Origin of the sequence: Tropicimonas sp. IMCC6043 (genome assembly GCF_004146235.1) — a bacterium.
In the GTDB taxonomy this organism is placed as follows: Bacteria; Pseudomonadota; Alphaproteobacteria; order Rhodobacterales; family Rhodobacteraceae; genus Tropicimonas.
The window spans coordinates 14,651-38,934 of sequence record NZ_SELO01000015.1; the positions used below are offsets into that span (position 1 = coordinate 14,651).

At 65.1% G+C, this 24,284-nt stretch carries 24 protein-coding genes; 9 read left to right on the forward strand and 15 right to left on the reverse strand.

The window, feature by feature from the left end; all coding sequences use genetic code 11:
- Nucleotides 1-432: 432 nt before the first annotated feature.
- Complete coding sequence (locus EU800_RS14280; RefSeq protein WP_129633513.1) at nt 433-1,548, reverse strand: pyridoxal phosphate-dependent aminotransferase; 1,116 nt, start codon at nt 1,546-1,548, stop codon at nt 433-435.
- Between the two features lie 102 nt (nt 1,549-1,650).
- On the opposite strand from EU800_RS14280, the gene EU800_RS14285 reads away from it, so the two are divergent.
- From EU800_RS14285 to EU800_RS14300, 4 genes are all read left to right on the forward strand, one after another.
- Nucleotides 1,651-2,406: a carboxylesterase gene (locus tag EU800_RS14285; protein ID WP_129633515.1), complete on the forward strand. Its 756-nt coding sequence runs from the start codon at nt 1,651-1,653 to the stop codon at nt 2,404-2,406.
- Complete coding sequence (locus tag EU800_RS14290; RefSeq protein ID WP_129633517.1) at nt 2,403-3,371, forward strand: carboxylesterase; 969 nt, start codon at nt 2,403-2,405, stop codon at nt 3,369-3,371. Before EU800_RS14285 ends, EU800_RS14290 begins: the two co-directional genes overlap by 4 nt.
- A gap of 13 nt (nt 3,372-3,384) precedes the next feature.
- A complete protein-coding gene (locus tag EU800_RS14295) occupies nt 3,385-3,828 on the forward strand; it encodes a VOC family protein (RefSeq protein ID WP_129633519.1) in 444 nt (147 codons plus the stop codon).
- A gap of 97 nt (nt 3,829-3,925) precedes the next feature.
- Nucleotides 3,926-4,636, forward strand: coding sequence for an alpha/beta fold hydrolase (locus tag EU800_RS14300; RefSeq protein ID WP_129633521.1), 711 nt, complete (start codon nt 3,926-3,928; stop codon nt 4,634-4,636).
- Between the two features lie 67 nt (nt 4,637-4,703).
- Here the strand turns inward: EU800_RS14300 and phaZ are convergent, their stop codons facing one another.
- Entirely contained in the window at nt 4,704-5,987 is a 1,284-nt protein-coding gene (gene phaZ / locus EU800_RS14305; RefSeq protein WP_129633523.1) for a polyhydroxyalkanoate depolymerase, read from the reverse strand.
- Between the two features lie 117 nt (nt 5,988-6,104).
- Between phaZ and phaC the strand changes: the two genes are divergently transcribed.
- The 4 genes from phaC to EU800_RS14325 all read left to right on the forward strand — a co-directional run bounded on the left by phaC (nt 6,105) and on the right by EU800_RS14325 (nt 10,187).
- Nucleotides 6,105-7,901 carry a class I poly(R)-hydroxyalkanoic acid synthase gene (gene phaC / locus EU800_RS14310; protein WP_129633525.1) on the forward strand — a complete coding sequence of 599 codons (1,797 nt, stop codon included), beginning with the start codon at nt 6,105-6,107 and terminating at the stop codon, nt 7,899-7,901.
- 134 nt (nt 7,902-8,035) lie between these two features.
- Complete coding sequence (locus EU800_RS14315; RefSeq protein ID WP_129633527.1) at nt 8,036-8,482, forward strand: phasin family protein; 447 nt, start codon at nt 8,036-8,038, stop codon at nt 8,480-8,482.
- A 132-nt stretch (nt 8,483-8,614) separates the two neighbouring features.
- Complete coding sequence (gene phaR / locus EU800_RS14320) at nt 8,615-9,169, forward strand: polyhydroxyalkanoate synthesis repressor PhaR (RefSeq protein WP_129633529.1); 555 nt, start codon at nt 8,615-8,617, stop codon at nt 9,167-9,169.
- A gap of 52 nt (nt 9,170-9,221) precedes the next feature.
- Nucleotides 9,222-10,187 (forward strand): LysR family transcriptional regulator, encoded by a 966-nt coding sequence (locus tag EU800_RS14325; RefSeq protein WP_129633531.1) that lies wholly within the window; start codon nt 9,222-9,224, stop codon nt 10,185-10,187.
- A 29-nt stretch (nt 10,188-10,216) separates the two neighbouring features.
- On the opposite strand, the gene EU800_RS14330 is transcribed toward EU800_RS14325, so the two are convergent.
- The 13 genes from EU800_RS14330 to EU800_RS14390 form a co-directional block, all read right to left on the reverse strand.
- Entirely contained in the window at nt 10,217-11,419 is a 1,203-nt protein-coding gene (locus EU800_RS14330) for a DegT/DnrJ/EryC1/StrS aminotransferase family protein (RefSeq protein ID WP_129633533.1), read from the reverse strand.
- A 129-nt stretch (nt 11,420-11,548) separates the two neighbouring features.
- On the reverse strand, nt 11,549-12,907 hold the full coding sequence (locus EU800_RS14335; RefSeq protein ID WP_129633535.1) for a glutamine synthetase family protein: 1,359 nt from the start codon (nt 12,905-12,907) through the stop codon (nt 11,549-11,551).
- Between the two features lie 4 nt (nt 12,908-12,911).
- Nucleotides 12,912-13,592 carry a type 1 glutamine amidotransferase gene (locus EU800_RS14340; RefSeq protein WP_129633537.1) on the reverse strand — a complete coding sequence of 227 codons (681 nt, stop codon included), beginning with the start codon at nt 13,590-13,592 and terminating at the stop codon, nt 12,912-12,914.
- Between the two features lie 41 nt (nt 13,593-13,633).
- Complete coding sequence (locus EU800_RS14345; protein WP_129633683.1) at nt 13,634-14,968, reverse strand: glutamine synthetase family protein; 1,335 nt, start codon at nt 14,966-14,968, stop codon at nt 13,634-13,636.
- Between the two features lie 51 nt (nt 14,969-15,019).
- A complete protein-coding gene (locus tag EU800_RS14350; RefSeq protein ID WP_129633539.1) occupies nt 15,020-15,859 on the reverse strand; it encodes an ABC transporter permease in 840 nt (279 codons plus the stop codon).
- A complete protein-coding gene (locus EU800_RS14355; protein ID WP_129633541.1) occupies nt 15,856-16,734 on the reverse strand; it encodes an ABC transporter permease in 879 nt (292 codons plus the stop codon). The genes EU800_RS14350 and EU800_RS14355 overlap by 4 nt, the downstream gene beginning before the upstream one ends.
- 89 nt (nt 16,735-16,823) lie before the next feature.
- Nucleotides 16,824-17,540, reverse strand: coding sequence for a transporter substrate-binding domain-containing protein (locus EU800_RS14360; protein ID WP_129633543.1), 717 nt, complete (start codon nt 17,538-17,540; stop codon nt 16,824-16,826).
- Nucleotides 17,541-17,572: 32 nt separating this feature from the next.
- The gene (locus EU800_RS14365) at nt 17,573-18,352 is read right to left on the reverse strand and encodes an ABC transporter ATP-binding protein (RefSeq protein ID WP_305798585.1); all 780 of its coding nucleotides are present in this window, start codon (nt 18,350-18,352) and stop codon (nt 17,573-17,575) included.
- A gap of 102 nt (nt 18,353-18,454) precedes the next feature.
- On the reverse strand, nt 18,455-19,213 hold the full coding sequence (locus EU800_RS14370; protein WP_129633547.1) for a phosphate/phosphite/phosphonate ABC transporter substrate-binding protein: 759 nt from the start codon (nt 19,211-19,213) through the stop codon (nt 18,455-18,457).
- 2 nt (nt 19,214-19,215) lie between these two features.
- Complete coding sequence (locus tag EU800_RS14375; protein WP_129633549.1) at nt 19,216-19,656, reverse strand: TerB family tellurite resistance protein; 441 nt, start codon at nt 19,654-19,656, stop codon at nt 19,216-19,218.
- 50 nt (nt 19,657-19,706) lie between these two features.
- Nucleotides 19,707-20,159 carry a TerB family tellurite resistance protein gene (locus EU800_RS14380; RefSeq protein WP_129633551.1) on the reverse strand — a complete coding sequence of 151 codons (453 nt, stop codon included), beginning with the start codon at nt 20,157-20,159 and terminating at the stop codon, nt 19,707-19,709.
- Between the two features lie 64 nt (nt 20,160-20,223).
- Nucleotides 20,224-20,517, reverse strand: a complete 294-nt coding sequence (locus EU800_RS14385) for a DUF1330 domain-containing protein (protein ID WP_129633553.1) — start codon at nt 20,515-20,517, stop codon at nt 20,224-20,226.
- Nucleotides 20,518-20,674: 157 nt separating this feature from the next.
- Nucleotides 20,675-21,769: a LacI family DNA-binding transcriptional regulator gene (locus tag EU800_RS14390; protein ID WP_242500583.1), complete on the reverse strand. Its 1,095-nt coding sequence runs from the start codon at nt 21,767-21,769 to the stop codon at nt 20,675-20,677.
- Nucleotides 21,770-22,142: 373 nt separating this feature from the next.
- Here EU800_RS14390 and EU800_RS14395 point away from each other — a divergent pair, with 373 nt between their 5' ends.
- On the forward strand, nt 22,143-24,266 hold the full coding sequence (locus tag EU800_RS14395; RefSeq protein WP_129633555.1) for a bifunctional diguanylate cyclase/phosphodiesterase: 2,124 nt from the start codon (nt 22,143-22,145) through the stop codon (nt 24,264-24,266).
- Nucleotides 24,267-24,284 lie beyond the last annotated feature (18 nt).

A 24,284-nucleotide genomic window follows, 5' to 3' on the forward strand; every position in this document is an offset into this window, starting at 1 on the left:
GACGCTTTACGGATGGCTCCGCGAAGTCGCGCGTGGACCAGGCCACGGCCGGCGTCCCGTCTGCTACAGGCGTTTGCCAAAAGGATCGTCTCCGTTGGGGACCATTGTCGAGCGCGGCCGGCGCAACATGGTCCGCATTGCTGATTCGATGTACCGGCCGCAAAAATCGCTTCCTGCGTCGCCGTCCGTGCCGGGGCGGGAAGAACGCGCTTTCAGCAAGATGTTCGGCCCGCAATCGACCTAGGGAAATTCAAGCTTCGCGGCAAGGCCGTCGCTGGCCGGATCGAGCAATATCCCGCCGAAGGATGGAGCTCTTCGCAGAGCCGTGTGCCGGCGCCGGCCGGCTCCGTCGACTACGGGGTTGCCGATCCGAGTTGGGCGCCCCCAGCGTCGGGTTCGGATCAGCGGTAACCTTCCGGTCGGGCGTCGGGCCTACATGCGGTCCGGGATGGCGTTGGCAAGGGCCGCAGGCAGCCTCTCTGCGAGGATATCCAGTTCTGACTCCGGGGCGCAGGAGATGCGGATGCATCGGTCCTCGGGCGCCACGAAAGGCATGCGGACGAAGATGTCGAGATCCGTCAACGCCTTTAGCACAGCGCGCGCCCGGGCGCCGTCGCCGCCGCAGTCCACGGTAACGAAATTCGTCGCCGACGGCAGCGGCGCGAGGCCGTTTGCCCGGGCGATCGCGGCGATTCGGTCCCGGGCAACGACCACACGGGCGATCGTCCCGGCGAGATACGCCGGGTCGGCGAGGCTCGCGAGCGCCGCCGCCTGGCTGACGCGCGACATTCCGAAATGGTTGCGCACCTTGTTGAAGGCACGGATCAGGTCGGGATGGCCGATCGCATAGCCCACCCGCATGCCGGCAAGCCCGTGCGCCTTCGAGAAGGTTCGCATGCGGATGACGCGCGGGTCGGAGATGTCGATGAGCGGCGCGGTGCCCTCGGGGGCAAATTCGACATAGGCCTCGTCGAGCAACAGGATACAGCCATCCGGCACGGACTGGATGGTCTCCGCAAGGGTCGCCGCATCGTGCCAGCTTCCCATCGGGTTGTCGGGATTGGCGAGGTAGATGATCCGGGCATCGACCTCGGCGGCGCGCGCAGTCAGCGCGCGCGTGTCTTCGTGATCGTCGCGGAAGGGGACCTTGTGGATCGTGCCGCCGAACCCCGCGACATGGTAGTTGAAGGTCGGGTAGGCGCCATCCGAGGTGACGACCGCGTCGCCCGGCCCGACCAGCAACCGGACGAGATATCCGAGCAACCCGTCGATCCCTTCGCCGACCAGAACCGCCTCGGCCGGCAGGTCGAGATGAGCGGCGAGCGCGCGGGTCAGGTCGTGGCTCTCCGGATCCCCATACATCCAGGCGTCGGGGCCGGCCCTGGCGATGGCCTCGACGACGGAGGGAGCGGGGCCAAAGCCCGATTCGTTCGCGCCGATCCGCGCGGCGAAGCGGCGGCCACGGGCGCGCTCCTGCGCCTCCGGTCCGACGAAGGGCACGCTGGCGGGCAGCGACGTGGCGAGCGGGGTGAAACGGGGGCCTCTCATGGTGCCGGAGAGTGGCGCAAGCGCCGGGCGACGGCAAGGCTTGCAGCGCCGGCCCGTGCGGTCCAGTCTGGCGCGGCCAACGCGCCCGGAGGGAGGTCCCGCATGCCCGAGCCGAATTTTTTGGAGACGCCTCAGGGGCGTCGCCTCGCATATCACAAGAGCGATGGGACGGGCCCGGAGATTGTCTTCTGTCACGGACTTCGTTCGGACATGGAAGGCACGAAGGTGCTCTTTCTTGAGGATTGGGCGCGGGCGCGCGGTCTCGGTTTCCTGCGCTTCGACTGCTCCGGCCACGGGCAGAGTTCGGGCCGGTTCGAGGAGGGGTGCATCGGTGATTGGGCAGAGGATGCCGCCGCGGCCCTGACCTCGCTGACGACCGGCCGGGTCGTGCTTGTCGGCTCTTCGATGGGAGGCTGGCTGTCGCTGCTGCTCGCGCGAGACATGCCCGATCGGCTGGCGGGTCTTGTCACCATCGCGGCGGCACCGGACTTCACCGAGGACGGATTCTGGACCGGATTCTCGGAGGCGCAACGTGCGGAGGTTCTGGAACACGGGAGTACCTCCCTTCCATCCGACTACGGCGAGCCGCTCGTCGTTACCCGCAAGTTGATCGAGGACGGGCGGCAGCGACTGGTGCTGCGCAGCCCGCTCGCGCTGTCGTTCCCGGTGCGCTTCCTGCAAGGCACGGCGGATGCGGATGTGGACATGACGGTCGCGCTCCGCCTGCTGGCGCATGTGACGGGCGAAGACATCCGCCTCACGCTCGCCAAGGGCGCTGATCACCGCTTCTCGGAACTCGCCGAACTCGAACTGATCGCGGCGTCGGTCTCCGAGGTGATCGAACGGACGGCGGCGTGAAGGCTTTGGTCTGGATCCTTCTTGCGCTGGCCCTGGGCCTTGCCGCGTTGCTGGTCTTCGGTCCGCGCGAGCCGGTCGACCGCGAGATCGCCTTCGACGCGGCGGATCTCGGCGAGGACCTGGACGCCTGGCTCGCGGCGCGCGAGGCGGCGGTGCCGAACCTGCGTCCCGGTGGCGAGAAGCGCATCCTCTGGTCGGGCGCGCCGGGCGAAAGGACGCCGCTCTCGATTGTCTACCTGCACGGCTTCTCCGCCAGCTCCGAGGAGATCCGGCCCGTGCCTGACGAGGTGGCGGCGGCGCTCGGTTCGAACCTCTACTTCATTCGCCTGGCCGGCCATGGTCGCGACGGGCCGGCGATGGCGGAACCCGTGGCGGGCGACTGGATCGAGGACGCCGCCGAGGCGCTCGCCATTGGCCGACGCCTCGGCGAGCGCGTTCTCGTCATCGCCACCTCCACAGGCGGCGCGCTTGCGGCAATTGTCGCTGCCGACCCGGTCCTGTCGCAGGACGTCGCCGGCGTCGTCCTGGTCTCGCCGAATTTCGACCTCGTGAACCCGGCCGCGGCGCTGCTGTCGCTGCCGTTCGCCCGCCATTTCGTGCCGTTGCTGATCGGACCGGAACGCGGCTTCGAGCCGCGGAGTGCCGATCACGCGGCCGCCTGGACCACGCGCTACCCGAGCATCGCGACGATCCCGATGAAGGCCCTGGCCGACCATGCGCGCGGGCTCGATTTCGGCGCCATCCGCATTCCTGCGCTGTTTCTCTATTCGACGGAGGACCAGGTGGTCGCCCCGGCCGCGACTGCCCGCGTGGCCGCGGCCTGGGGCGGGCCGGTGCGGACCGAGCTGAGGCGGATGGGGCCGTCGGACGACCCCGCCTCGCATGTGATCGCCGGAGATATTCTGAGCCCCGGACAAAGCGCGGAAACTGCCCGCATTATCATCGACTGGGCGACGGGGCTTTGACAAGGAGACCGAAATGGACCGACGCGTCAGCGTGATTACCCTCGGCGTGGCCGATCTCGAACGTGCCGCGCGCTTCTACGAGGCGCTCGGCTGGCAGCGCGCGCCGGGTCCGGACGGGGAGGGGATCGTGGCCTTCAACCTGCTGGGCCAGACGCTGTGCCTCTACCCGCGCGACAAGCTCGCCGAGGATATCGGCGTACCGGAGGGGCAACTCGTGCCGGGCGCCGCGACCGTGACGCTTGCCCACAACGTGCGCAGCCGGGACGACGTCGCGCCGATCCTGGCCGCGGCGGAGGCCGCCGGCGGAAAGGTGCTCAAGCCTGCCCAGGATGTCTTCTGGGGCGGGTATCACGGCTATTTCGCTGATCCGGACGGCCATTTCTGGGAGGTGGCCTGCAATCCCTTCTCGCCCCTCGGTGCCGAAGGCGCCTTCCAGTGGGGCGGCGAGGCGTCCTAGTCCGGAAGGGCCCTTCCTGCGACCAGACGGGCGGTTTAGCATGGTGCCGGTCGCGCGCAAGACGCGGCCGAGAGGCAGTGCAATCGGGGCATCCGCAATGAACGAACCGTTGGTCCTTCTGCCGGGCATGATGTGTGATGCCCGCCTGTTCTGGCCACAGCTGATGGAGTTCGGCGCGACCCGCGCGGTGATGTTCGCGCCAGTGACCGGGGCCTCCACGGTCGGGGCTCTCGCGGCGCAGTTCCTCGAGGCCGCTCCGGGCCGTTTCGCGCTTCTCGGGCACGAGATGGGCGGCGTCGTCGCGCTCGAGATCCTGCGCCGCGCGCCCGAACGCGTCACGCGTTTGGCGCTTGTCGCCACCAGCGCGCAGCCCGAGACGCCGCAGGCCGCAGCCGATCGCGAACCGCAGATCGTCGCCGTCCGCGCTGGCCGCCTCACTTCCCTCATGCGCGATAAGATTGGTCCCGCCTGTCTCGCCCTGGGCCCGAACCGCGGCGAGATCCTGAACCTCGTGGTGGACATGGCTGAGGCGCTCGGCCCGGACTGTTTCATCGCCCAGTCCCGGGCCATGCAGCGCCGCCCCGATCAGCAGAAGACCTTGCGCACGGCCCGCGTGCCGACGCTTGTCCTCTGCGGCGCCGAGGACGTGATCACCCCGGTCAAGCGTCAGGCTTTTCTGGCCGAGCTCGTTCCCTATGCCGAATTGCGAGTGATCGATGGTGCCGGCCACCTGCCGACGCTGGAGCAGCCACAAGCCACCAACGAGGCGTTACAGGACTGGCTGGAGAGCCCATTGATTCTGCGCTGAAGCCTGTAAGCGGTCAAAGTGGACCTGCCGCTTCCCTACGCTTCGGGAGGTCGCGCCCCGGCCGGCGTCAGCGGGAATGCAGCGAACTGATATTGGCGAAGCGCATCCGCCGCCGCTCATGGCTCATGTTGGCGTCGATGAAATCGAGCACCAGCGGCCGGATGTTGTTGCGCCAGGACTTGCCGGCAAAGATCCCGTAATGGCCGGCGCCGGGCTCGAGATGGCTGGCCTTCATCGACGGATCGAGCCCGGTCAGAAGGTCGAGCGCCGCGACGCACTGGCCGGGCGCGGAGATGTCGTCCTTGGCGCCCTCGACGGTCTTCACCGCCACATCGGTGATCGCGCCGATATGCACCCGCTTGCCGGCCACCTCGAACACGTCGCGCGCGATCTCGCGACGCTTGAAGATCCTATCGACGGTGGAGAGATAGAACTCCGCCGTCATGTCCATCACCGCGAGATATTCGTCGTAGAACCTGTTGTGGCGGTCGGAATCATGCGCCTGGCCGCGCGCGACGCGCACGACCTGGTCGAAAAAGGCGGAGGCGTGGGTCTCCGAATTCATCGCCATGAAGGACGCGAGCTGCTGCAGACCGGGATAGACCATCCGTCCCGCACCGGCATATTTGAAGCCGACCCGCTGCACCACGTGCTGTTCGAGCTGGCCCATTGTCACGGTGCGTCCGAAATCGGTTACCTCGGTGGGCGCCGCACCGGGGTCGATCGGTCCACCGATCAGGGTCAGCGAATTGGGCTGGGCGGCCGGGTCCTCTTCGGCGAGATAGGCCGTGGCCGCAAGCGCCAGCGGCGCCGGCTGGCAGACCGCGATCACATGGGTGTCGGGGCCGAGGAAGCGGATGAACTCCGCGAGATAGAGCGTGTAATCCTCGATATCGAACTTTCCGGCGGAGACAGGGATGTCGCGGGCATTGTGCCAGTCGGTCGTGTACATTTCGCATTCGGGCAGCAGCGAGACGACGGTGGAACGCAGGAGCGTCGCGTAATGGCCCGACATCGGCGCAACCAGCAGCACCTTGCGGGCCTTTTCTGCCCGGCCCTGGACCTCGAAGTGGATGAGATCGCCGAAGGGTTTCTTGACCATCGGGATCACGTCGACGAGATGGTCGCGTCCGTCCGCGCCAACGACCGAATTGATGCCCCAGTCTGGCTTGGACGCCATCCGCGCAAAGCTGCGCTCGGTCACTTCGCCCCAGGCGGCCGTGAGTTGAATGAGCGGGTTGATCGACAAACCGAACGCGGGATAGGAACAGACCGCCTTGGCCGTGGAGCCGAGCCACTCGTTGGTGACCCGGATGCTCTCCATAAGGTCATAGGTCGCCATGTATTTCATGCGTGATTCTCTCTTTGCGAAACGCTTCCTGCGGCGCGGCCGGAACAAAAGGTCGCTTTGTCGGACCATTCCTGCGATTATATTGCTTGCGACGAAGCTAATGGACAAGGGCCTCTAATGACAACAGACCAGGAGTACTCCGCCGCCGAGCAAGACGAACTGGCGGCAAATCTGGCGAAGATCGAGGCACTTTCCCAACGACTTGTGTCTGCCCTGTCACAGCAGCGCCATGTCGATCCGTCCCTGCACGGACCCGGACAGGACCTCTACATGAAGGCAACCTCGGCCTACATGACCGAGGTGATGAAGAACCCTGCGAAGATCTTCGAGCACCAGGTGAATTTCTGGGGCAAGACGTTGAAACACTATATCGAGGCCCAGCAGGCGCTTGCCGCGGGCAAGCTGCAGCCGCCCGAAGATCACACGCCGGAGGACCGGCGATTCTCCGGCGAGCTCTGGCAGTCGCACCCGTATTTCAACTTCCTCAAGCAGCAATACTTGATGACCAGCCAGGCCATCAACGACGCGGTTGCCGATCTCGACTATCTCGACCCGAAGGACAAGCAGCGGCTGAGCTATTTTACCCAGCAGATCGTCGACATGCTGAGCCCGGCGAATTTCCTCGGCACAAACCCCGAAGCGTTGCAGCGGGCGGTGGAGACCGAAGGCAAGAGCCTCGTCTCGGGGCTGGAGAATCTCGTCCGCGACCTCGAGGCCAATGGCGGTGACCTGATCGTCACGCTGGCCGACAAGGACGCCTTCACTCTCGGCGAGAACATCGGCGCTTCGGCTGGCGAGGTGGTCTATCGCAATCGCATGTTCGAGCTGATCCAATATGCTCCGACCACCGAAACCGTTCACCGCACGCCTCTGCTGATCTTTCCGCCCTGGATCAACAAGTTCTACATTCTCGACCTCAAACCGGCCAATTCGCTCATCAAGTGGATCGTCGACCAGGGCTATACCGTCTTCGTCGTCTCCTGGGTAAACCCGGATGCTTCCTATGCTGATGTCGGCATGGAGGAATATATCGAGGAGGGGTATCTCGAGGCGATCCGGGAAGTGAAGGCGATCAGCGGCGAGGAGAAGGTCAACGTCATCGGCTACTGCATCGCCGGCACGACTCTGTCCCTCACGCTGTCACTCATGAAGAAGCGGGGCGACAAGTCGATCCGCTCGGCGACCTTCTTCACCACGCTCACCGACTTTTCGGACCAGGGCGAGGTGGGCGTCTTCCTGCAGGACGATTTCGTCGACGGCATCGAGGCGGAATGTAACCGCTCTGGCGTTCTCGACAGCTATTTCATGTCGCGAACCTTCTCCTTCCTGCGTGCAAACGACCTCGTCTATGCGCCGGCGATCCGCAGCTACATGATGGGCGATCCGCCGCCTGCCTTCGATCTGCTGTACTGGAACGGCGACGGAACCAACCTGCCGGGCAAGATGGCGGTGCAGTATCTCCGCGGCCTCTGCCAGCGTGACGAGTTCGCCTCCGGCGAGGGGTTCGAACTCTTTGGCGAGACGCTTTCGGTCAAGGATGTCGACCTGCCGATCTGCGCCGTCGCCTGCGAGACCGACCATATCGCGGCCTGGAAGAGTTCCTATCGCGGCATCCAGAAGATGGGGTCGAAGCAGAAGACCTTCATCCTTTCGCAATCCGGTCATATCGCCGGGATCGTGAACCCACCGAGCAAGAAGAAGTACGGCCACTATACGAACGAGGACATGAGCCTTTCGCCCGAGGCGTGGCTCGAGGGCGCCGACTTCTCCCACGGCTCCTGGTGGCCGCGTTGGGAGGAATGGCTCAAGCGGCGGTCCGGCGCGCAGGTTCCCGCGCGCGTTCCAGGTGATTCGAAGCATCCGCCGCTGGCGCCTGCGCCAGGGACCTACGTCACCGCAAAAAGAACTCTCTGACAGCCGCCTGTTTCGGTTGGAAATTCTGCGTTGCAGCAAAAAGCACTTGAAATGCTGCAGTGCAGAATGTATGTATGGTCCATCGAATTCAGGGCGACCCGGAACGCGGGTTGCAAGCTACCAGGAGCAAGACCATGACCAAGACCGACGACATGACCAAGATGATGCAAGACATGCTGTCCGCCCTTCCGATGGACGCGACCGCCATGCAGGATGCGTTTAAATCCTCCGCCGCCCTCGGCGAGAAGCTTTCCAAGGTTGCCCTCGAGGCCGCCGAGAAATCCACCGAGATCTCCTCGAAGTGGACCAAGGACACGCTCTCCAAGCTGGGCGAAGTCACCAAGATCAAGGAAGAGCCGGCCGATTACTCCAAGGCCATGACCGAATACGCCTCCGCACAGGCCGAGATGGTCGCCGAGACCATGGCTGCCTTCGCCGAGGTCGCCAAGAAGGTCCAGATGGAGACCGTCGAGCTGATGCTGGCCGCCGGCAAGGACTTCTCCGAAGACGCCTCTGCCGCCGTCAAGAAGGCCACCGAAGAGGTGACCGCTGCTGCCAAGAAAGCCACCGTCGCCAAATAAGGCACATGGTGAGAGGTTCGTCGCGGGTGTCCTCCTCCCTGCCCGTATGAGCCTTGAAGGGTGGGCGTTTACGCCCACCCTTTTCTTTTGTTTTCGGCTCGTCTAGGCTTCGCTGCACCGCAACAGGGAGGGATGCGCGTGGCCGACGATACTCCGCTTCTGATCAAGCGCTACGCGAGCCGACGGCTCTACAACACCGAGACCAGCGATTACGTCACGCTCGAGGATATCGCGGGCTTCATCCGCGAAGGTCGCGAGGTGCAGATCATCGATCTGAAATCCGGCGACGACCTGACCCGGCAATACCTGCTTCAGATCATCGCCGAGCACGAGAGCAAGGGCGAGAGCGTCCTGCCGATCGACGTGCTGACCGACCTCGTGCGCAGCTACACGACCTCGGCCAACTCGGTGGTGCCGCAGTTTCTCGCGATGTCCTTCGAAATGCTCCGCGACGGGCAATCGAAGATCATGGAGAACATGGGGAAGATGAACCCGATGGCCTCGATGCCGGGATACGAGGCGATGAAGGCGCAACAGGAGGCCTTCATGAAGGCGATGACCGGCGGGATCGGCACCTGGCCGCCGCGCGGCGACACTACGAAAGCCGAGGCGACCGGCGAGGATCTCGACGAGATCAAGACTCAGCTCGCCGACCTGCAGGCCAAGCTCGCACGCATGAACAAGTGACCGGAAGGCCTGCTGGCCGCGGCGGGTGGCGCGCTGCTTTTCGGGGAATGGCATGACGGACACGGCCGGCCGCGTGACGCTTTGGGGGATCGAGGTCTTTCTCGCCGTGGCCGAGGAGCGGTCTGTCTCCGCGGCAGCGCGGCGATTGGGTGCCAGCCCGTCCGGTGTCAGCCAGCAGCTCAGCAACCTCGAAACCGCGCTCGGCCGCGTCTTGATCGACCGATCGCACCGGCCGGCGCAGCTTACTGCCGCCGGCGGCATCTTCCGAAAGCGGGCGCAGCGGATCTGGGACGAGGCGATGCGCGCGCGGGTCGAACTCGCCGCGGGGGACCTGCGCAATCTGACCGACCTGCGGCTCGGGATGATCGAGGATTTCGACGCTGACGTGACGCCGCGCCTGATCTCCGAGATGGCCGAGGAACTCGGCGAATGCCGTTTCCTGCTCGAGACCGGCGCGAGCCACCGGCTGCTCGACCTTCTGGAGGCTCGCGCGCTCGATGTGGTCGTGGCTGCCGAACTCGAGGGCGCCGCGGCAGGCTGGGCCGAGGTCCATCCGCTGCTCGAGGAACCCTTTATTGCGGCCGTGCCGAAGGGCTTCGAGCCGGGTGCCGATGTTCTCGGCGGCCTGCGGTCTCTCCCCTTTCTCCATTACACGCAGCGCCACCTCATGGGCCGGCAGATATCGGCGCACCTGACGCAGAATCGCATCGAACTCAGCCGCCGCTTCGAGCTTGACAGCTACCACGCAATCATGGCGATGGTTGCCTCCGGCGCCGGCTGGACAATCCTGACGCCGCTCGGATACCTGCGCGCCCGGCGATTCCGCGACGATGCCGACGTGCTGCCCCTGCCGATGGCGCCGCTCTCGCGCCGGATCTCATTGGTGGCGCGCAGCGAGCAGTTGCAGGACATGCCGAGCCGGCTCGTCGAACGTCTGCGGCCGCTGCTTAGAGAAATGATCCTTGCGCCGGCGATCGAGCGCATGCCCTGGCTGGAGGGCGACCTCAGGGTGCTCTGACACGAAAGACCGCGCCCCAGGCGAAGGGTTCAGGTCCCGTAGGCCCGGTCCTCTTCCATCGCCGCGGAGGCAGCCCCGATCAGCGCCTCGACGATGACATCGAGCTCTGGCTGCGTCAGGCGCGCCGGCAGACGCAGGTCGCAGGCCCGCATCAGCATCGCCCGGGTCGCCGGAAGTTCCTGCACACCGCCCTCGATGAACTGCCAGTTCCAGAAGGCACGCGCATTGTCAGTGCTCATGCCGAAGACCGAAACCTTCACGCCGGCGGCCTCCGCGGCGGCCAGGAAGACGCGGACCTCGTCGTCGCTCATGCCGACGAGGTTGAATTGGATCGAATCCGGCGCGCGAAGTTCCTGCGCCAGCGGCGGCGGTACGTCGAGCCAGGACGACCGGTTTAGCCGCTCGGCGACATAGTCGTGATTTGCGCGGCCGTCGCGCACCCGGCGGGCGAGTTCGCCAAGCTGCGGCCGGATCACCGCCGCCGAGAGGTTCTGCAGGCGCATGTTGTAGAGTGGCAGCCGGTTCTGCCAGCGCTCGAAGGCGGCCTGAAGCCCGTCATGCTTCTTCCAGTTGTGCTCGTAGGCACCGGACATGATCACCGCGCGGGCGATCAGGTCGGCGTCGTCGGTGATCAGGATCCCGCCTTCGCCGGAATTGAGAAGCTTGTAGGACTGGAAGGAGAAGCAGCCGATCCGGCCGATCGTGCCGATCTTGCGGCCAGACCAGACCGTGCCGAGGGAATGCGCCGCATCCTCGATCACCGGCACGCCCCTGGCGTCCGCGAGCGCCATGATCGCGTCCATGTCGGAGGTGTGCCCGCGCATGTGGCTGATGATGATTGCGCCGATATCGTCGGTGAGCTTGGCCTCGAAATCCTCAAGAACGATCCGGTAATTCGCGCCGCACTCCACAAGGACCGGCTGGCAATCGGCATGAACGATGGCGGAGGGAACGGCGGCAAAGGTGAAGGCTGGGATCAGAACCCGCGCGCCCCGCGGCAGGTCGAGCGCCTTGAGCGACAGGAAGAGCGCGGCCGAGCAGGAGGAGACCGCAAGCGCATAGCGGCTGCCCATCGCTTCGGCGAATTCCCGTTCGAGCAGGGTGACGGGCGCATCGGCGGTAGCGGTATAGCGGAAGAGGTCACCGGAGCTCAGCAGCCGGTCGATCTCGGCGCGAGCGGCCTCAGGGATCGGCTCGGCGTCATAGGTGTTGGGGGTCTGGACCTGGGACATCGATGAACACCTCGCTCTGATTTCAGGAAATCTGTAGTAAACTTTCGTCTTTCTGGAAAGAGAAACCTGAACGAACACGTCCGTCGGGCAGGGGACCCATCCGCGGCAGGCGTTCAGATGACCAGAAGCTCAGACGTTCAGGAGCAGATGCTCGCGTTCCCAGGGGCTGATGACCTGGAGGAATTCGCTGTATTCGGTCTCCTTGACCGCCTGATAGACACGACAGAATTCCTCCCCCAGGACCTCGTGGACCTCGCTCGTCTCGGCAAAGAGCGACAGCGCCTCGCCAAAGGTCCGCGGGATGCCGGCCTCGCTGCTATAGGCGTCGCCCTCGAAGGCCGCCTCCGGGGCGATCTTGTCGCGCATCCCCAGCCAGCCGCAGGCGAGCGAACCGGCGATGGCGAGATAGGGGTTGCAGTCCATCCCGGCGAGACGGTTCTCGACCCGCCGCGCGGCAGGCGAGGAGACCGGCACGCGCAGGCCGGTGGTACGATTGTCGTGACCCCATTCGAGATTGATCGGCGCGGCGAAATCCGGGACGTAGCGACGGTAGGAATTCACGTAAGGCGCGATCAGGGCGATGACAGCGGGCATGTAGCGCTGTAGGCCGCCGACGAACCGCAGGAACGTCTCGCTGTCCCGTCCCTCCGCGTCGGTGAAGATGTTCCGCCCAGTCGCGGTCTCGACCACCGAGTGGTGCAGATGCATCGCGCTTCCCGGCTCGTCCTGGATCGGCTTGGCCATGAAAGTGGCGTAGCAATTGTGCCGAAGCGCGGCCTCGCGGATCAGCCGCTTGAAATAGAAGATCTCGTCGGCCAGCCGCACCGGGTCGCCATGGCGCATGTTGAGTTCAACCTGCCCGGCGCCGCCTTCCTGCATGATGCCGTCGATCTCGAAACCCTGTGCCTCGGCGAAGTCGTAGATGTCGTCGATCACCGGGCCGTATTCGTCGACGGCAGACATCGAATAGGCTTGCCGTGCGGCCGCACGGCGGCCCGAGCGGCCCATGGGCGGCTCGACCGCTTTGGACGGGTCGGTGTTCGGTGCGACGAGGTAGAATTCCAGCTCCGGCGCCACGATGGGCGAGAGGCCCTCGGCCTCGAACAGCCCGACCACGCGTCTTAGTACGTTACGCGGTGCGGTGGCTACCGGGGCGCCCTCCTGGTCGTGGATCTCGTGGATCACCTGCAACGTCCAGTCGGCCGTCCAAGGCGCCGCCGTCGCGGTGCTAAGATCGGGCGTCAGGACCATGTCGGGCTCGGTATAGGCAAATCCCGGGATCTGTGCCCAGTCGCCGGTGATGGTTTGCAGGAAGACCGAATTGGGAAGGTAGAAATGCGTCTGCCGGGCGAATTTGCTGGCTGGCATCGCCTTGCCGCGGGCGACGCCGGCCAGGTCGGCCACCACGCATTCCACCTCGTCGAGCTTGCCATCCTTGAGATAGGCTTGCGCGGCCTCCGGCAGCTTTTCGATCAGTGCCCGCACCATGATCTCACCCCCGCCTGCTGTCGAGGAGGAAGCCTGCGATCCGCCGGGCAATATCCGCGTTCCGAACCGGTGCGCCAAGAGTCTTCAGAGCTGTGTCGACCCGCTCTGCCGGAACGACGTGACCGCGGTAGCGGATCAGCCCGTCGAGCACGTCGCTACTGTATTCGGGATGCGGCTGGATCGTCAGGATCCGGTTGTCGTAAATCAGCGCGGCATTCTCGCAGAAATCGGACGATCCGATGACGCGCGCGCCCTCCGGCCGCTCGACGACCTGGTCCTGGTGCCAGGCGTGGAGTGCCATCTCCTCGCCCTCGAAATCGTAGAGTTGGCGCCCGACGGACCATCCGCCTTCGAATTTCTCCACCTTTCCGCCAAGCGCCTTGGCGATGATCTGGTGGCCGAAACAGATTCCGACCAGGGGACGGCCGTCTGCGTAGATCTCGCGTATGAAGTCCTCGAGCCGCGGGATCCAGGGCAAGTCGTCATAGGCGCCATGGCGCGACCCGGTGATGAGCCAGCCATCGGCAGCGTGGATGTCCTCGGGCATGTCGCCGTCGACGACGGCCCAGGATTGGAAGGTGAAGCCATTGCCGCCGAGCAGGTTCACGAACATGTCCGGGTAGTCGCCGAGATCCGGAAGCAACTCGTCCGGCGCATGGCCGGCTGTCAGGATACCGATACGCATAGTCATAATTCCCGTTTCTCTCTTGGCAGAGGCCCGCCGGATCACACCGTGTCGATATAAAGCTCGGTCTGTTCCTGCTTGCTGGCGTCTGCCATGTAGCGGAGTTCCTGCCGCTTGGTCATAACATAGTTACGGATAAGGTCGGGCGCGAATATTCGCGCGACTTCCGGGCACCCCTCGAAACGGTCGATTGCGCTCTCCCAATCGGTCGGGATGCTCGGCAGGTCCAGGTTGTAGGCGTTGCCCGTGATCGGCTCGGGGGGCATCTCGCCATCCTCGATGCCGTTCAGCGCCGCGCCGAGGACGGCCGCGATGGTGAGATACGGGTTCACGTCCCCGCCCGACAGCCGATGCTCGATCCGCCTCGCTCGGTGGTCGCCACTGGGAACGCGCAACGCGGTGGTACGGTTCTCGTAGGCCCAGCAGATCCCGGTAGGGGCATGGGCGCCGGGCACCATCCGCTCATAGCTGTTGGCATGCGGCGCAAAGATCAGCGTCGATCCGGACATGCCCTTCAGGCAGCCGTTCACCGCATGGAGGAGCAGGCCCGAGCCGGCTTCGGTGCCGTCGTCGAAGATATTGGCGCCGTTCTTGTCGAGCACCGAGAAATGCATGTGCAGGCCGGAGCCGGCATAGTCCTCGTAGGGCTTCGCCATGAAGCTCGCCGCGAAGCCGTGCCGCCGCGCCAGCCCCTTGACCAGCATCTTGAAAAGCCAGGCGTCGTCGGCCGCGCGCAGCGCGTCTTCCTGGTGCATCAGGTTGATCTCGAACTGGCCGAGGCCGGATTCCGAGATTGCCGTGTCCGCCGGGATGTCCATCGCCTCGCAGGCGTCGTAGAGTTCGGTGAAGAAGCTGTCGAACTGGTCGAGTGCGCGCAGCGACAGGATTTCGCCCATCATCCGCCGCTTGCCGGTGCTCGGCGAGGCCGGAACGCGGAGGGTCTTGCCGCTATCGTCGATGAGGAAGAATTCGAGCTCCACCGCGACCACGGGCGTCAGCCCCCGGTCGGCGAAGCGCGCGACGACATTGGCCAGCGCATGGCGCGGGTCGCCGGCGAAGGGGCGGCCGTCTTCGTGGAACATCCAGATCGGAAGCAGGCCCGTCTGCGTCTCGAGCCAGGGCATCGGCATGAAGCCGCGCTCGGTCGGCTGAAGCACGCCGTCACGGTCGCCGGTCGCGAGCACCAGCGGGCTGTCGTCGATATCCTCGCCCCAGATGTCGAGATTCAGCACGGACATCGGGAAGCGCGTGCCGCCCTCGATCACCTTGTCGGCAAAGCGCACCGGAACGCGCTTGCCGCGCGGCTGGCCGTTGAGATCGGCCGCAGCCACCCGGATTGCCTGGACCTGCGGGTTCTTCCGCAGCCAGTTCTTCATCAGCAATTGATCACGTATCACTGGAGCCTCCGAGATATGATCAAATTGCTACTACCGGATAAGGTTCAGGCGCAAGCCTATTTTCCTACGCCTCGCGCGCGGGAGGTGACGATTGAGCCGTTTGTTGATCAATCCGAAGACCGTAATGACGGAGAGCGTGCCGCAGATGAAGAATCCGGCGACGATCGGGTAGGGAATGAACGGGTTGAAGGTCTTGTCCGCGAAATAGCTCGCGTAGTAGAGCGCGTCGCCCATCTGTCGCCAGGCCGGGAATCCGGAGAAGAAGACCAGCGTGGTGGCGTGGAACAGGAAGATCGCCTCGTTGGTATAGGCCGGCCAGGCGAGACGCAGCATGGTGGGCCAGGTGATGCGGCGGAACTTGTGCCAGCCGGTAAGCCCGTAAGCGTCGGCCGCCTCGAGATCGCCCCGCGGCACCGAGCGCAGGGCGCCGTAGAAGATCTCGCCGGCATAGGCCGCGGTATTCAGGAACAGGACCAGCGTGGCGCCGAGCCAAGCGCGGGTGAGCCAGCGCGTCGAGGCCGAGAAGTCGATGCCGAGAAGGGTGAATTCGACGCCCACCTTGGGCAGCAGCACGAAAGCCTCGTAGGCGAGGAAGAACTGGATGAAAAGTGGCGAGCCTCGGAACACGAAGATGAACCATTCCGCCGGTTTGCGGGCGAGCGCTCTGGAGCTGTTCTTGGCCACCGCCAGCGCGGTGGCGAAGAAGAAGCCAAGAACGAGCGCCATCACGGCGAAATAGACGTTCCAGATCAATCCGGAGCCGATCAGGACGATCTGTTCGCAGAGTGTGATGTCGGCCTTGGGCAGAAGGCGCTCGCCATAGCCGAGCGAGCGGAACGCGTAGGCGGCAAAGGTCTCGGCGCAGGTCATGCCGCACGCCTCAGCTTCTCGCCGGCCGCCGTGGCCTGGCCGTGGCTCAGTGACCGGGTGAGGCGTTCGATGACGATCTCGGACACGCGCGTGAATGCGAGGTAGAAGACGAGCAAGAAGAGGAAATAGTAGATCCGCCAGTCGCCGTGCGGATATTCGTAAACCCCGGTCTTCGAGCCGCCGAGCTCGCGCGCCCAATAGACGATGTCGCGCACGCCGAGGAGGAAGAGCAGCGGCGTCGCCTTGATCAGGATCATCCAGAGATTGCCCAGGCCGGGCAGGGCATAAACCCACATCTGCGGCACCAGGACACGCCAGAAGGTCTGCCGGCCCGACATGCCATAGGCGTGCGCGGTCTCGAGCTGAGCATGCGGCACGGCGTTCATCGCGCCGTAAAGAACGTTGGCGGCGAAGGCTCCGAAAACGATGGCGAAGGTGACGACGGCCAGCGAGAAGTTGTAGGTTTCGTGCAGCCATTGAGGTGCGGTCGAGAGCGGCATCTTCGCGTCCGGACAGACAAGGAAGTCGCTGCCCTGCCGCACTGGCTCGGTCCAGTCGGGACAGAGCGCCTGGTGGCGCAGCCATTCAACGCCCTGGTCGAGCGCAATGACGAAGAAAAGGAAGAAAACGATGTCCGGAACGCCCCGGACGAGCGACGTGTAGAGCTTGCCGAGCAAGGCAAGCGGCGGGAAATGCGAGCGCGAGGCGACCGCGCCGCCAAAGCCGAAGGCCAGCGATACTGGCGCGGTGATGGCGAGCAGCAGGAGGACCGTCAGGAAGGACTCGTAGAAAAGCCAATGCTTGCCATTGGTCAGGTAGCAACTGATCCAGGCGAGACCTTCGAGGGTCGAGGGGTCAGAGCAGTAGGAAAAGATGGTCTACCTTCCCCGGGCCGCCATTCGCGGCCCCTAAGCTTTTTTGGAAATTGCCGGGGCGCGACGTGTGCCCGCCCCGGCAAGAAGCCTCACCAAGTCGAGGAGACTTCCCATTTCTCGATCAGCGCATTGAGGCTGCCGTCGTCCTTCATGGACTGGATGGCCGCGTCGAACGTCGCCTTGAGCTCGGTGTCGCTCTCGCGCAGGCCCATGCCGACGCCTCCGCCGAGCGCCACCGGATCGCCCACGACCATTAGGTCGGAATCGGCCGCCACCGCGCCCTCGATAAAGGAGCTGTCGGCCAGCACGGCGTCGGCTTCGCCGTTGCGCACGGCGGCGACGGTCTCGTCGGGCGTTGCGAATTCCACCAGCGTCGCTCCGCTCTCTGCGACGAAGGCAGCCTGGATCGTGCCGGTCTGGGCCGCGATCACGCCGCCTTCGAGATCCACGTCGTCGGACAGCGCGGCATAGAAGGAGGGGTCCGGCGGTGTGTAGGCCTGGGTGAAGTCGATGACCTCGTCACGCTCGTCGGTGATCGACATGCCGGCAATGATCGTGTCGTAGTTTCCCGAGGTCAGGTTCGGGATGATCGAATCCCAGTCATTCGTGACCCATTCGCAGGTCAGTTCGGCGCGGGCACAGAGCTCGTCGCCCAGCTCGCGCTCGAAGCCGTCGACCTCGCCGGAATCGTTGATGAAGTTCCACGGAGGATAGGCGCCCTCGGTGCCCATGCGCACCACGTCCTGAGCGAAGACGGTGCTGGCGGCGAGCACCAGCCCGGCAGTTGTGAAGATCAGTTTTTTCATAGTCTACTCCCGGTTTGTTGGACCTGTCGGTGTCACCCGTCCCGCGAATGCGAGAGGAATTGCTGTAGCCGTTCGCTCTCGGGCGCGCCGAAGAGGCGGTCGGGTGGACCCTCCTCCTCGACCTTGCCCTTGTGGAGAAAGACGACGTGGTGGGACACATCCGCTGCCAGCCGCATGTCGTGGGTGACAAGCAGCATCGTCCGGCCTTCCTGCGCGAGTGCCTTGATGACCTTGACGACCTCCTGCTCGAGCTCGGGATCGAGCGCCGAGGTGGGTTCGTCGAACAGGAGCGCCTTGGGCTCCATGGCAAGCGCCCGGGCGATCGCGGCGCGCTGCTGCTGGCCGCCGGAGAGCTGCGCGGGATAGGCATCGCACTTGTCGCCGATGCCGACCTTGTCCAGGAGGCTCCGCCCGAGCGCCTCGACCTCCGCCTTTTCGCGCTTCAGCACGGTTACCGGCGCCTCCATCACGTTCTGGAGGATGGTCATGTGGGCCCAGAGGTTGAACTGCTGGAAGACCATCGAGAGATTGGTGCGGATGCGGATGAGCTGCTTGTGATCGCCGGGGCGGCGGTTGTGGCCCTTGCCGTGCCATTTGACCGGTTCTCCCTCGAAACGGATCTCGCCCTGCTGGCTGTCCTCCAGAAGGTTGGCACAGCGCAACAGCGTCGACTTGCCGGACCCCGAAGAGCCGATCAGCGAGATCACCTCCCCCTTCCTGGCCACCATGTCCACGCCCTTCAGCACTTCGAGCGCTCCATAGGCCTTGTGCAGGTCTCGGATCTCGATGACGGGCGGGTTTGTCTCTGTCACGGGCACTCCGCGTGGAAAGGTCATTTCAGGGGCAGAGTAGGGCGCAATTAACTGGCAAATGCAACGCGGAAAGGCGATCGGACCCTTCGGGAGCGGCCTGCTTCAGCCAAGGACGGCGCCATATGCCTCAGGACTAGGCGGAATCGGAACGGCGCGATAGGCAGCGGAGTCGATCCGGACGAAGCCGCGGATACCGAGCGCCGACCGGTTCGCCGGGGCCAGCGTCGCGATTCCCGTCTCGATGGCGCTGCGCAGTGCAGGCACCCTGTCCTGATAGGCGGTGATCAATGCCTGTCCCGGCTGCGGCGCGCTCCAGCCCACAATCTTGAGGTCAGCGGCAACGTCGGAATGGGAACTGAGGAGCCGCAGCGAGATGGCGTCGATGGCGCCGATTTCGGCCCGGTCTTCGGCGATCGCCAAACAGGAATTGCGGTGGCTGCCGGTCTCGATGAGCCGGCCGAAGTGGACCGGCGCGGCGCAGGCAGTGCCCCAGCCGGAATGCGAATGGCTTTCGTTGAAAGCGAGCGTCGCACCTGCGAACTCCGCAAGGCTGTTGCGCGGGTCGCTGCGGCGGGCGACGAAGGCGGAGACGTAATAGCCTGAGGGAATGTCCGGCAGCCCGTAGTCGATGGTGCCGATCAGGCCGACGCGAGCGTCGAGCGTGGTCCGGAAGGGCAGGCAACAGGCCTGGCCGAGCAGAAGCTCCGGGTCCTGCCATTCCGCGAAATGATCGCCGCCGCGGCGGAGCGCGTCAGGGGCGTCGATGCCGGCCGCGCGCAACCGGTCGCGGATCTCAGCCCAGAGCGCGTCGGTCGCCCTCCGGACGCCGGGGTGGTCATACATCGGCAGGGCGGCGAACACGCTCAGCTGCGGCTTTCGACCCGCTGGCGCGCGAGAGCGGAATCGCGGTCATTGACGCCGAGAAGGTTGGCGACGAGCCGGATCAGGCTGTCCTCTTCGTCGTCGCGCACCCCGTCGGCGAGCACCACCGCCCAGAGCGCCTCGATCACGCCGCTGCGGTGCTCATAGGGCACCGCGTCCTTGATCGCGCGGGTGAAGCGGACGGTGTCCGGCGCTTCCTGCTCCAGTGTTTCCGCCTGACCACGCAAATGCGCCGCCTCGAAGGGCGACAGGCCATAGCGGTGGGCCAGGATCCGATCAATCCGCGTGATCTCGCTATCTGCATAGTCGTCGTCGGAGCGCGCGACCCGCACCAGCAAGGCAGTGAGTGCCAGCCGGGCGTCCGGGTCCGGAAGATGGGCCGGTTCGGGGGCGGTGAGGCGCTTGAGGAGGTCTCCGAACATTCTCTTCCCCTTGTGGCTTCCCCGGACCTGCGGTCGTCCGGTTCGATGGCTCAGTCTTCGAGCGGATCGGCCGCCTGGGCAGCAGCGCGGGCGCGGCTGACGGCGTCTGCGTCAAGCCCGAGACGCTCGGACGCCCGCCCGAGATAGGCCTCTTCCTCAGATTTTTCCACCCCGTCCGACAGCGCGACCCGCCACATGGCGACCAGGACAGCCTCGCGATGTTCGGCATCGAGCCGCTCCCGGACAGCGGCGGCGAAGCGGCCGTCCTCGGGAGCCTGTGCCTCGAGCTTCTCCGCGCCGGCGCGGAGTTGTGCGGCCTCGACCGGGTTCAGCCCGTAGGTGGCGCCAAGGATCCGATCGATGCGGCGGATCTCCTCGACCGAATAGAGCCCATCGGTCTTGGCGGTGCGCACAAGAAGCCCGGCCAGAGCGTGACGGCCGTCGAGCTCCGGCAGAGGCGCCGGGTCGGACTGGAAAAGGCGATGGAGCAGATCGGTAAACATGGCTCTCCTATGCCGCCGCGATGGCGCGGCATCAAGCCGGAAAACTCGCCGTCCCGCGCGGGCTCTAGACCTTGTGCCCCTCGACGATCACCAGGTCGCCATCGGCGATCGGATCCCGGATCGCTTTCGCCGCCTGATGCTCCGGGTCGTCGTAGCAGGCCAGCGCATCGGCGAAGGTCGGAAACTCGATCACCACCGTGCGCGGGTGAAGGGAGCCCTCGCGAATATCGTACTGTCCGGCGCGAACAAGGAACTTCGCCCCGTATCGGGCAAATGGTCTGGCGGCGGCCTTCTTGTATTCCTCGAAGACCTCCTGGTCCTTCACATCGACATGCGCGACCCAGTACCCTTTTTGCATGGCCATTTCCTCCGCGTCTTCAGGCTATCCCAGGGGCAGCAGCGAGGCCAAGCGGATATCGACTGCCGTATGGGCGTTACGCAAAAGAAACCAGTGACAAATCGGACTTGGAAGCAGGACGGGACTGGAGGATCAGATCGCCCCGGCCGTGGCTGACTCAGTTCGCCGGAGGCGGGCCGATGGAGTCGCGCTCGACCAGTTCGCATTCGAGCTTGACCAGGGTGCCGGCCGCCTCCGGAGCGTCGCTGTTCGAGAGGACCCACTCCATCGCCCAGCGGCCCATCGCGCGGCTCGGCAGGATCAGCGAGGTGAGCGGCGGCGAGAGGTGTCGGGCGATTTCCTCGTCGTCATAGCCCACGACCGAGATGTCGCCTGGGATACGCAGGCCTAACTCCTTGAGCGCCTCGTAACAGCCCACCGCCATGCGGTCGTTCTGGCAGAAGATCGCCGTGGGGGGGGCGTCGAGCGCCATCAGCGCCTTGGTTCCCCGGTAGCCGGCCGACGGCGACCAGTCGCCCTCGACCACCAACGCAGGGTCGAACGGAATATCGGCCGTGGCCAGCGCATTTCGATATCCCTGGAGCCGGTCGCGCGTGGCCTCCATGAAGGTCTCGCCGGTGATCGTCCCGACCCGGCGGTGCCCCGCCGCGATGAGCGCGGCCGTCGCCCTGTGGCCACCGGCGATCTCGCCTGGCACCACAGCCGGACGCGCTCCGTCCGGGGAGTAGCAATTGAGCAGGACGACTGGCGTGGTGGTCTCCAGCAGCGCGTTGGGAAGATCCACTTCGCGGGTGAAGATGCAGGCATAGATAATTGCCCGCACCCGCATCTCGATGAACATCTCCAGCGTGCGCGGCTCCAGCATCGGATCGCCGTCGGTTTCGGCCACGAGGACGATCGCGCCGCAGGAGCGGGCGATCTGCCGCACCCCGTCGAGTGCCACGATGCCTTCGGGGCTTGTGGAGATCTTGTCGATCACGAAGGCGATCGTGTCGCCTTCATGCGCCCGGTTCCGGCCGGCCCCGGCCAGGCCCGCGGGTCTGTAATCGAGTTCGCGGGCCACCTCGAGGACGCGTTTGCGGGTTGCCTCGGAGATCTTCACCGAGCTGTTGGCGTTCAATACGAAGGAAACGGTGGATTGCGAACAGCCGGCGACGCGGGCGACATCCTGCATCGTCACGCGGCTCCGGCCGGACACCTTGCCGACGCCGGTCCCCTTGTCGGATGGGGGGGAGGTCCGATCCTGTGACATGCCTTCTCTCTAGTGCGCTTCCCGGCGAGATCAACAACTTTGGTGACGGCCTTCCGCTCCCACTCGTCCGGCCGCGGTTCGGGAAAGTTCCAATTTGAAAGGAATACCCCCGCGCCGGCCTGGATTTGTTCACGAATGCTTTCATGCGGCTGCGGCAGGATCGGCGGCGAATGGCGATGCGGGTCAGGAGTGCTGGAATGGGTCAATCGGCTCCCTGTTTGGAGATTGCGCCCGCCGGGCGGCTTGCCGTGAGGTTTCGGGAACCCTCCGGAAAGCACCGCGCGCGCGGCCCGTCAATGACACCTCCCGTGCGCGTCCTGAGGCGGGGATACCGGCACGACCTGGGTTGGAAACGGGAAGATATCGCTCAGTGATGCGAACGTTCGTGGTCCTCAGGTCAATTGCCGATGGCGTGCGCTTCGCGAAGTCCGGACTCGCGCGGAGGCTTTCCTTCGTTTTCGGTGCCCTGATCTCGACGATCGTTGCAGCTGTCATCCTGATCAACGTGCAGACTCAACTGCAACTCGTACACGAGCGGCTGGAGCAGCGGCTGGCGCACCTGATCGACATCGCGGTGGAACTGTCGCTGCCCTATCTGATCGAGGGGCGTGGCGCCGAGCTCGATCTCATCTTCGAGGAGTTGAGGGGGCATGCAGACGTGCTCGACATCTATTTCGTGGATGCTGTAGGCCGAAGGGTCGGAGCCCTGTCGGATAGTGGCGCGTCTGGAGAGGATCCGCTGGCGCGAGTCGCGGCGGAGACCGGGCGGCAGCAACGGCTTCGCCACGGAAATCGGCTTCAGGTGGCGATGCCGGTGCGGATGGGCAGCCTGGCCTATGGCACGCTGCGGCTCGATTTCGACCCTAACAGTCTTCGTTCCGAGGTTGCCACGGTCTGGCTCACAAACGCACTTGCCGGCGTGGCTTTTGTAATGGTCGGTCTCTTCACCTCCAATATCGTCGCCGCTCGTCTCGTGCGCCCGCTCAACCGCCTGACCCGAGCGACCGAGCGCGCCGCCAGCGGCGATCTCGATCAGGCGATCAGCGTGCGCACGAATGACGAGATCGAAAGTCTGGCGCATTCCTTCAACACGATGCTGGTGGCGCTGAGGCGGTCGATCCAGGAGATCCACGAGGTCGCCTATCGCGACAAGTTGACCGGCATTCCGAACCGCGCCTGGCTTGGTTCCAAGCTCGAACAGATCACGCTGGAAGCGTCCGCTCGCGGCGAGTGCTTCTCGATCCTTTTTCTCGACCTAGACGACTTCAAGGCAGTGAACGACAACCACGGCCACCATGTCGGCGACATGCTTCTGATCCAGTTTGCCAACCGGTTGCGCGACTGCGTTGCAGGTCTCGGTCTTGTGCCGCTGGCTGTCGGGTCGTCTTTGCGGTCGGTGAAGTATCGGTTCGATCGGGATGCGGTCGTGGCCCGGCTAGGCGGTGACGAATTCACGCTGGTCGTACCCACTCCGCTCTGTATTGAACTCGCCCGGCGCATCATCGTTGCGATGCGGGCGCCCTTTGTCGTCGATGCACTGATCCTGCGGGCGACAACCAGCATCGGCGTCGCGCGCTTCCCGGACCAGGCAGCGAGCTTCGAGGCGCTGCTGAAACATGCCGACGTCGCAATGTATCAGGCGAAGCGCGCGGGCCGGAACCGGTTTGCGACCTACGATGGCGACCAGCACCGGCTCGCGCTGGAGCGCCAAGAGCTTGCGGACGAGATCCGCGGCGCGATCGAGGCCGACCAGTTCGAAATCTTCCTTCAGCCGCAGTTCCTCGTGGCGACGGGGCAGGTATCCGGTGCCGAGGCGCTGGTGCGCTGGCGGCATCCGGAGCGGGGCACCCTGCTGCCCGGCACATTCCTGCCTCTTGCCGCCGGCGCGGGGCTGTTGCCCGATATTGGCCGGCTGGTGGTCCGCAAGACGCTCGCGGCGGCGCAGCGGATTCTTCCGTCGAGCGACGCGCCGCTGACCTTCGCGATGAACCTCTCGGTCGACGAGCTTGCGGACCCGGATTTCGTCGAGGATCTGCTCTGGCGAATCGACTCTGCAGATCTGCCGCCCGGGACGCTCGAGATCGAGATCACCGAGAACACGGCCATGAGCGACGGCGCCCAGATCCAGCGACAGCTTGAAAAGCTGCGGCTGGCCGGTGCGCGACTCGCGATCGACGATTTCGGCGTCGGATATTCGAATCTCGGCCGGCTCAAGGGGCTGGCCTTCGACACGCTCAAGCTCGACCGCAGCCTGCTGCTCGACGTCGGTGAGAACGAGGAGGCCGAAAACCTGATGGCGACGATTCTCGCCATGGCGCAGGTTATGAAGGCCGATGTCGTGGCCGAGGGGATCGAGACGACGGTCCAGCTCTCGGTTCTGGCGAAATACCAGTGCCGATTCTTTCAGGGGTTTCTTGGCGCCTATCCCATGCCGGTCGAGGACTTCGTATCTTGGCTGGATGCCGGACAGTCGTCGGAACGGCGTGACCGCGCCTAGCAGGGCCGGTGGCGGAGT

Bases quoted from the DNA above. Each gene is read 5' to 3' on its own strand.
- EU800_RS14280 (WP_129633513.1), bottom strand. From the start codon at position 1,548: ATGAGAGGCCCCCGTTTCACCCCGCTCGCCACGTCGCTGCCCGCCAGC.
- EU800_RS14285 (WP_129633515.1), top strand. From the start codon at position 1,651: ATGCCCGAGCCGAATTTTTTGGAGACGCCTCAGGGGCGTCGCCTCGCA.
- EU800_RS14295 (WP_129633519.1), top strand. From the start codon at position 3,385: ATGGACCGACGCGTCAGCGTGATTACCCTCGGCGTGGCCGATCTCGAA.
- EU800_RS14300 (WP_129633521.1), top strand. From the start codon at position 3,926: ATGAACGAACCGTTGGTCCTTCTGCCGGGCATGATGTGTGATGCCCGC.
- phaZ (WP_129633523.1), bottom strand. From the start codon at position 5,987: ATGAAATACATGGCGACCTATGACCTTATGGAGAGCATCCGGGTCACC.
- phaC (WP_129633525.1), top strand. From the start codon at position 6,105: ATGACAACAGACCAGGAGTACTCCGCCGCCGAGCAAGACGAACTGGCG.
- EU800_RS14315 (WP_129633527.1), top strand. From the start codon at position 8,036: ATGACCAAGACCGACGACATGACCAAGATGATGCAAGACATGCTGTCC.
- phaR (WP_129633529.1), top strand. From the start codon at position 8,615: ATGCGCGTGGCCGACGATACTCCGCTTCTGATCAAGCGCTACGCGAGC.
- EU800_RS14325 (WP_129633531.1), top strand. From the start codon at position 9,222: ATGACGGACACGGCCGGCCGCGTGACGCTTTGGGGGATCGAGGTCTTT.
- EU800_RS14330 (WP_129633533.1), bottom strand. From the start codon at position 11,419: ATGTCCCAGGTCCAGACCCCCAACACCTATGACGCCGAGCCGATCCCT.
- EU800_RS14335 (WP_129633535.1), bottom strand. From the start codon at position 12,907: ATGGTGCGGGCACTGATCGAAAAGCTGCCGGAGGCCGCGCAAGCCTAT.
- EU800_RS14340 (WP_129633537.1), bottom strand. From the start codon at position 13,592: ATGCGTATCGGTATCCTGACAGCCGGCCATGCGCCGGACGAGTTGCTT.
- EU800_RS14345 (WP_129633683.1), bottom strand. From the start codon at position 14,968: ATGAAGAACTGGCTGCGGAAGAACCCGCAGGTCCAGGCAATCCGGGTG.
- EU800_RS14350 (WP_129633539.1), bottom strand. From the start codon at position 15,859: ATGACCTGCGCCGAGACCTTTGCCGCCTACGCGTTCCGCTCGCTCGGC.
- EU800_RS14360 (WP_129633543.1), bottom strand. From the start codon at position 17,540: ATGAAAAAACTGATCTTCACAACTGCCGGGCTGGTGCTCGCCGCCAGC.
- EU800_RS14375 (WP_129633549.1), bottom strand. From the start codon at position 19,656: ATGTTCGGAGACCTCCTCAAGCGCCTCACCGCCCCCGAACCGGCCCAT.
- EU800_RS14380 (WP_129633551.1), bottom strand. From the start codon at position 20,159: ATGTTTACCGATCTGCTCCATCGCCTTTTCCAGTCCGACCCGGCGCCT.
- EU800_RS14385 (WP_129633553.1), bottom strand. From the start codon at position 20,517: ATGCAAAAAGGGTACTGGGTCGCGCATGTCGATGTGAAGGACCAGGAG.
- EU800_RS14390 (WP_242500583.1), bottom strand. From the start codon at position 21,769: ATGTCACAGGATCGGACCTCCCCCCCATCCGACAAGGGGACCGGCGTC.
- EU800_RS14395 (WP_129633555.1), top strand. From the start codon at position 22,143: ATGCGAACGTTCGTGGTCCTCAGGTCAATTGCCGATGGCGTGCGCTTC.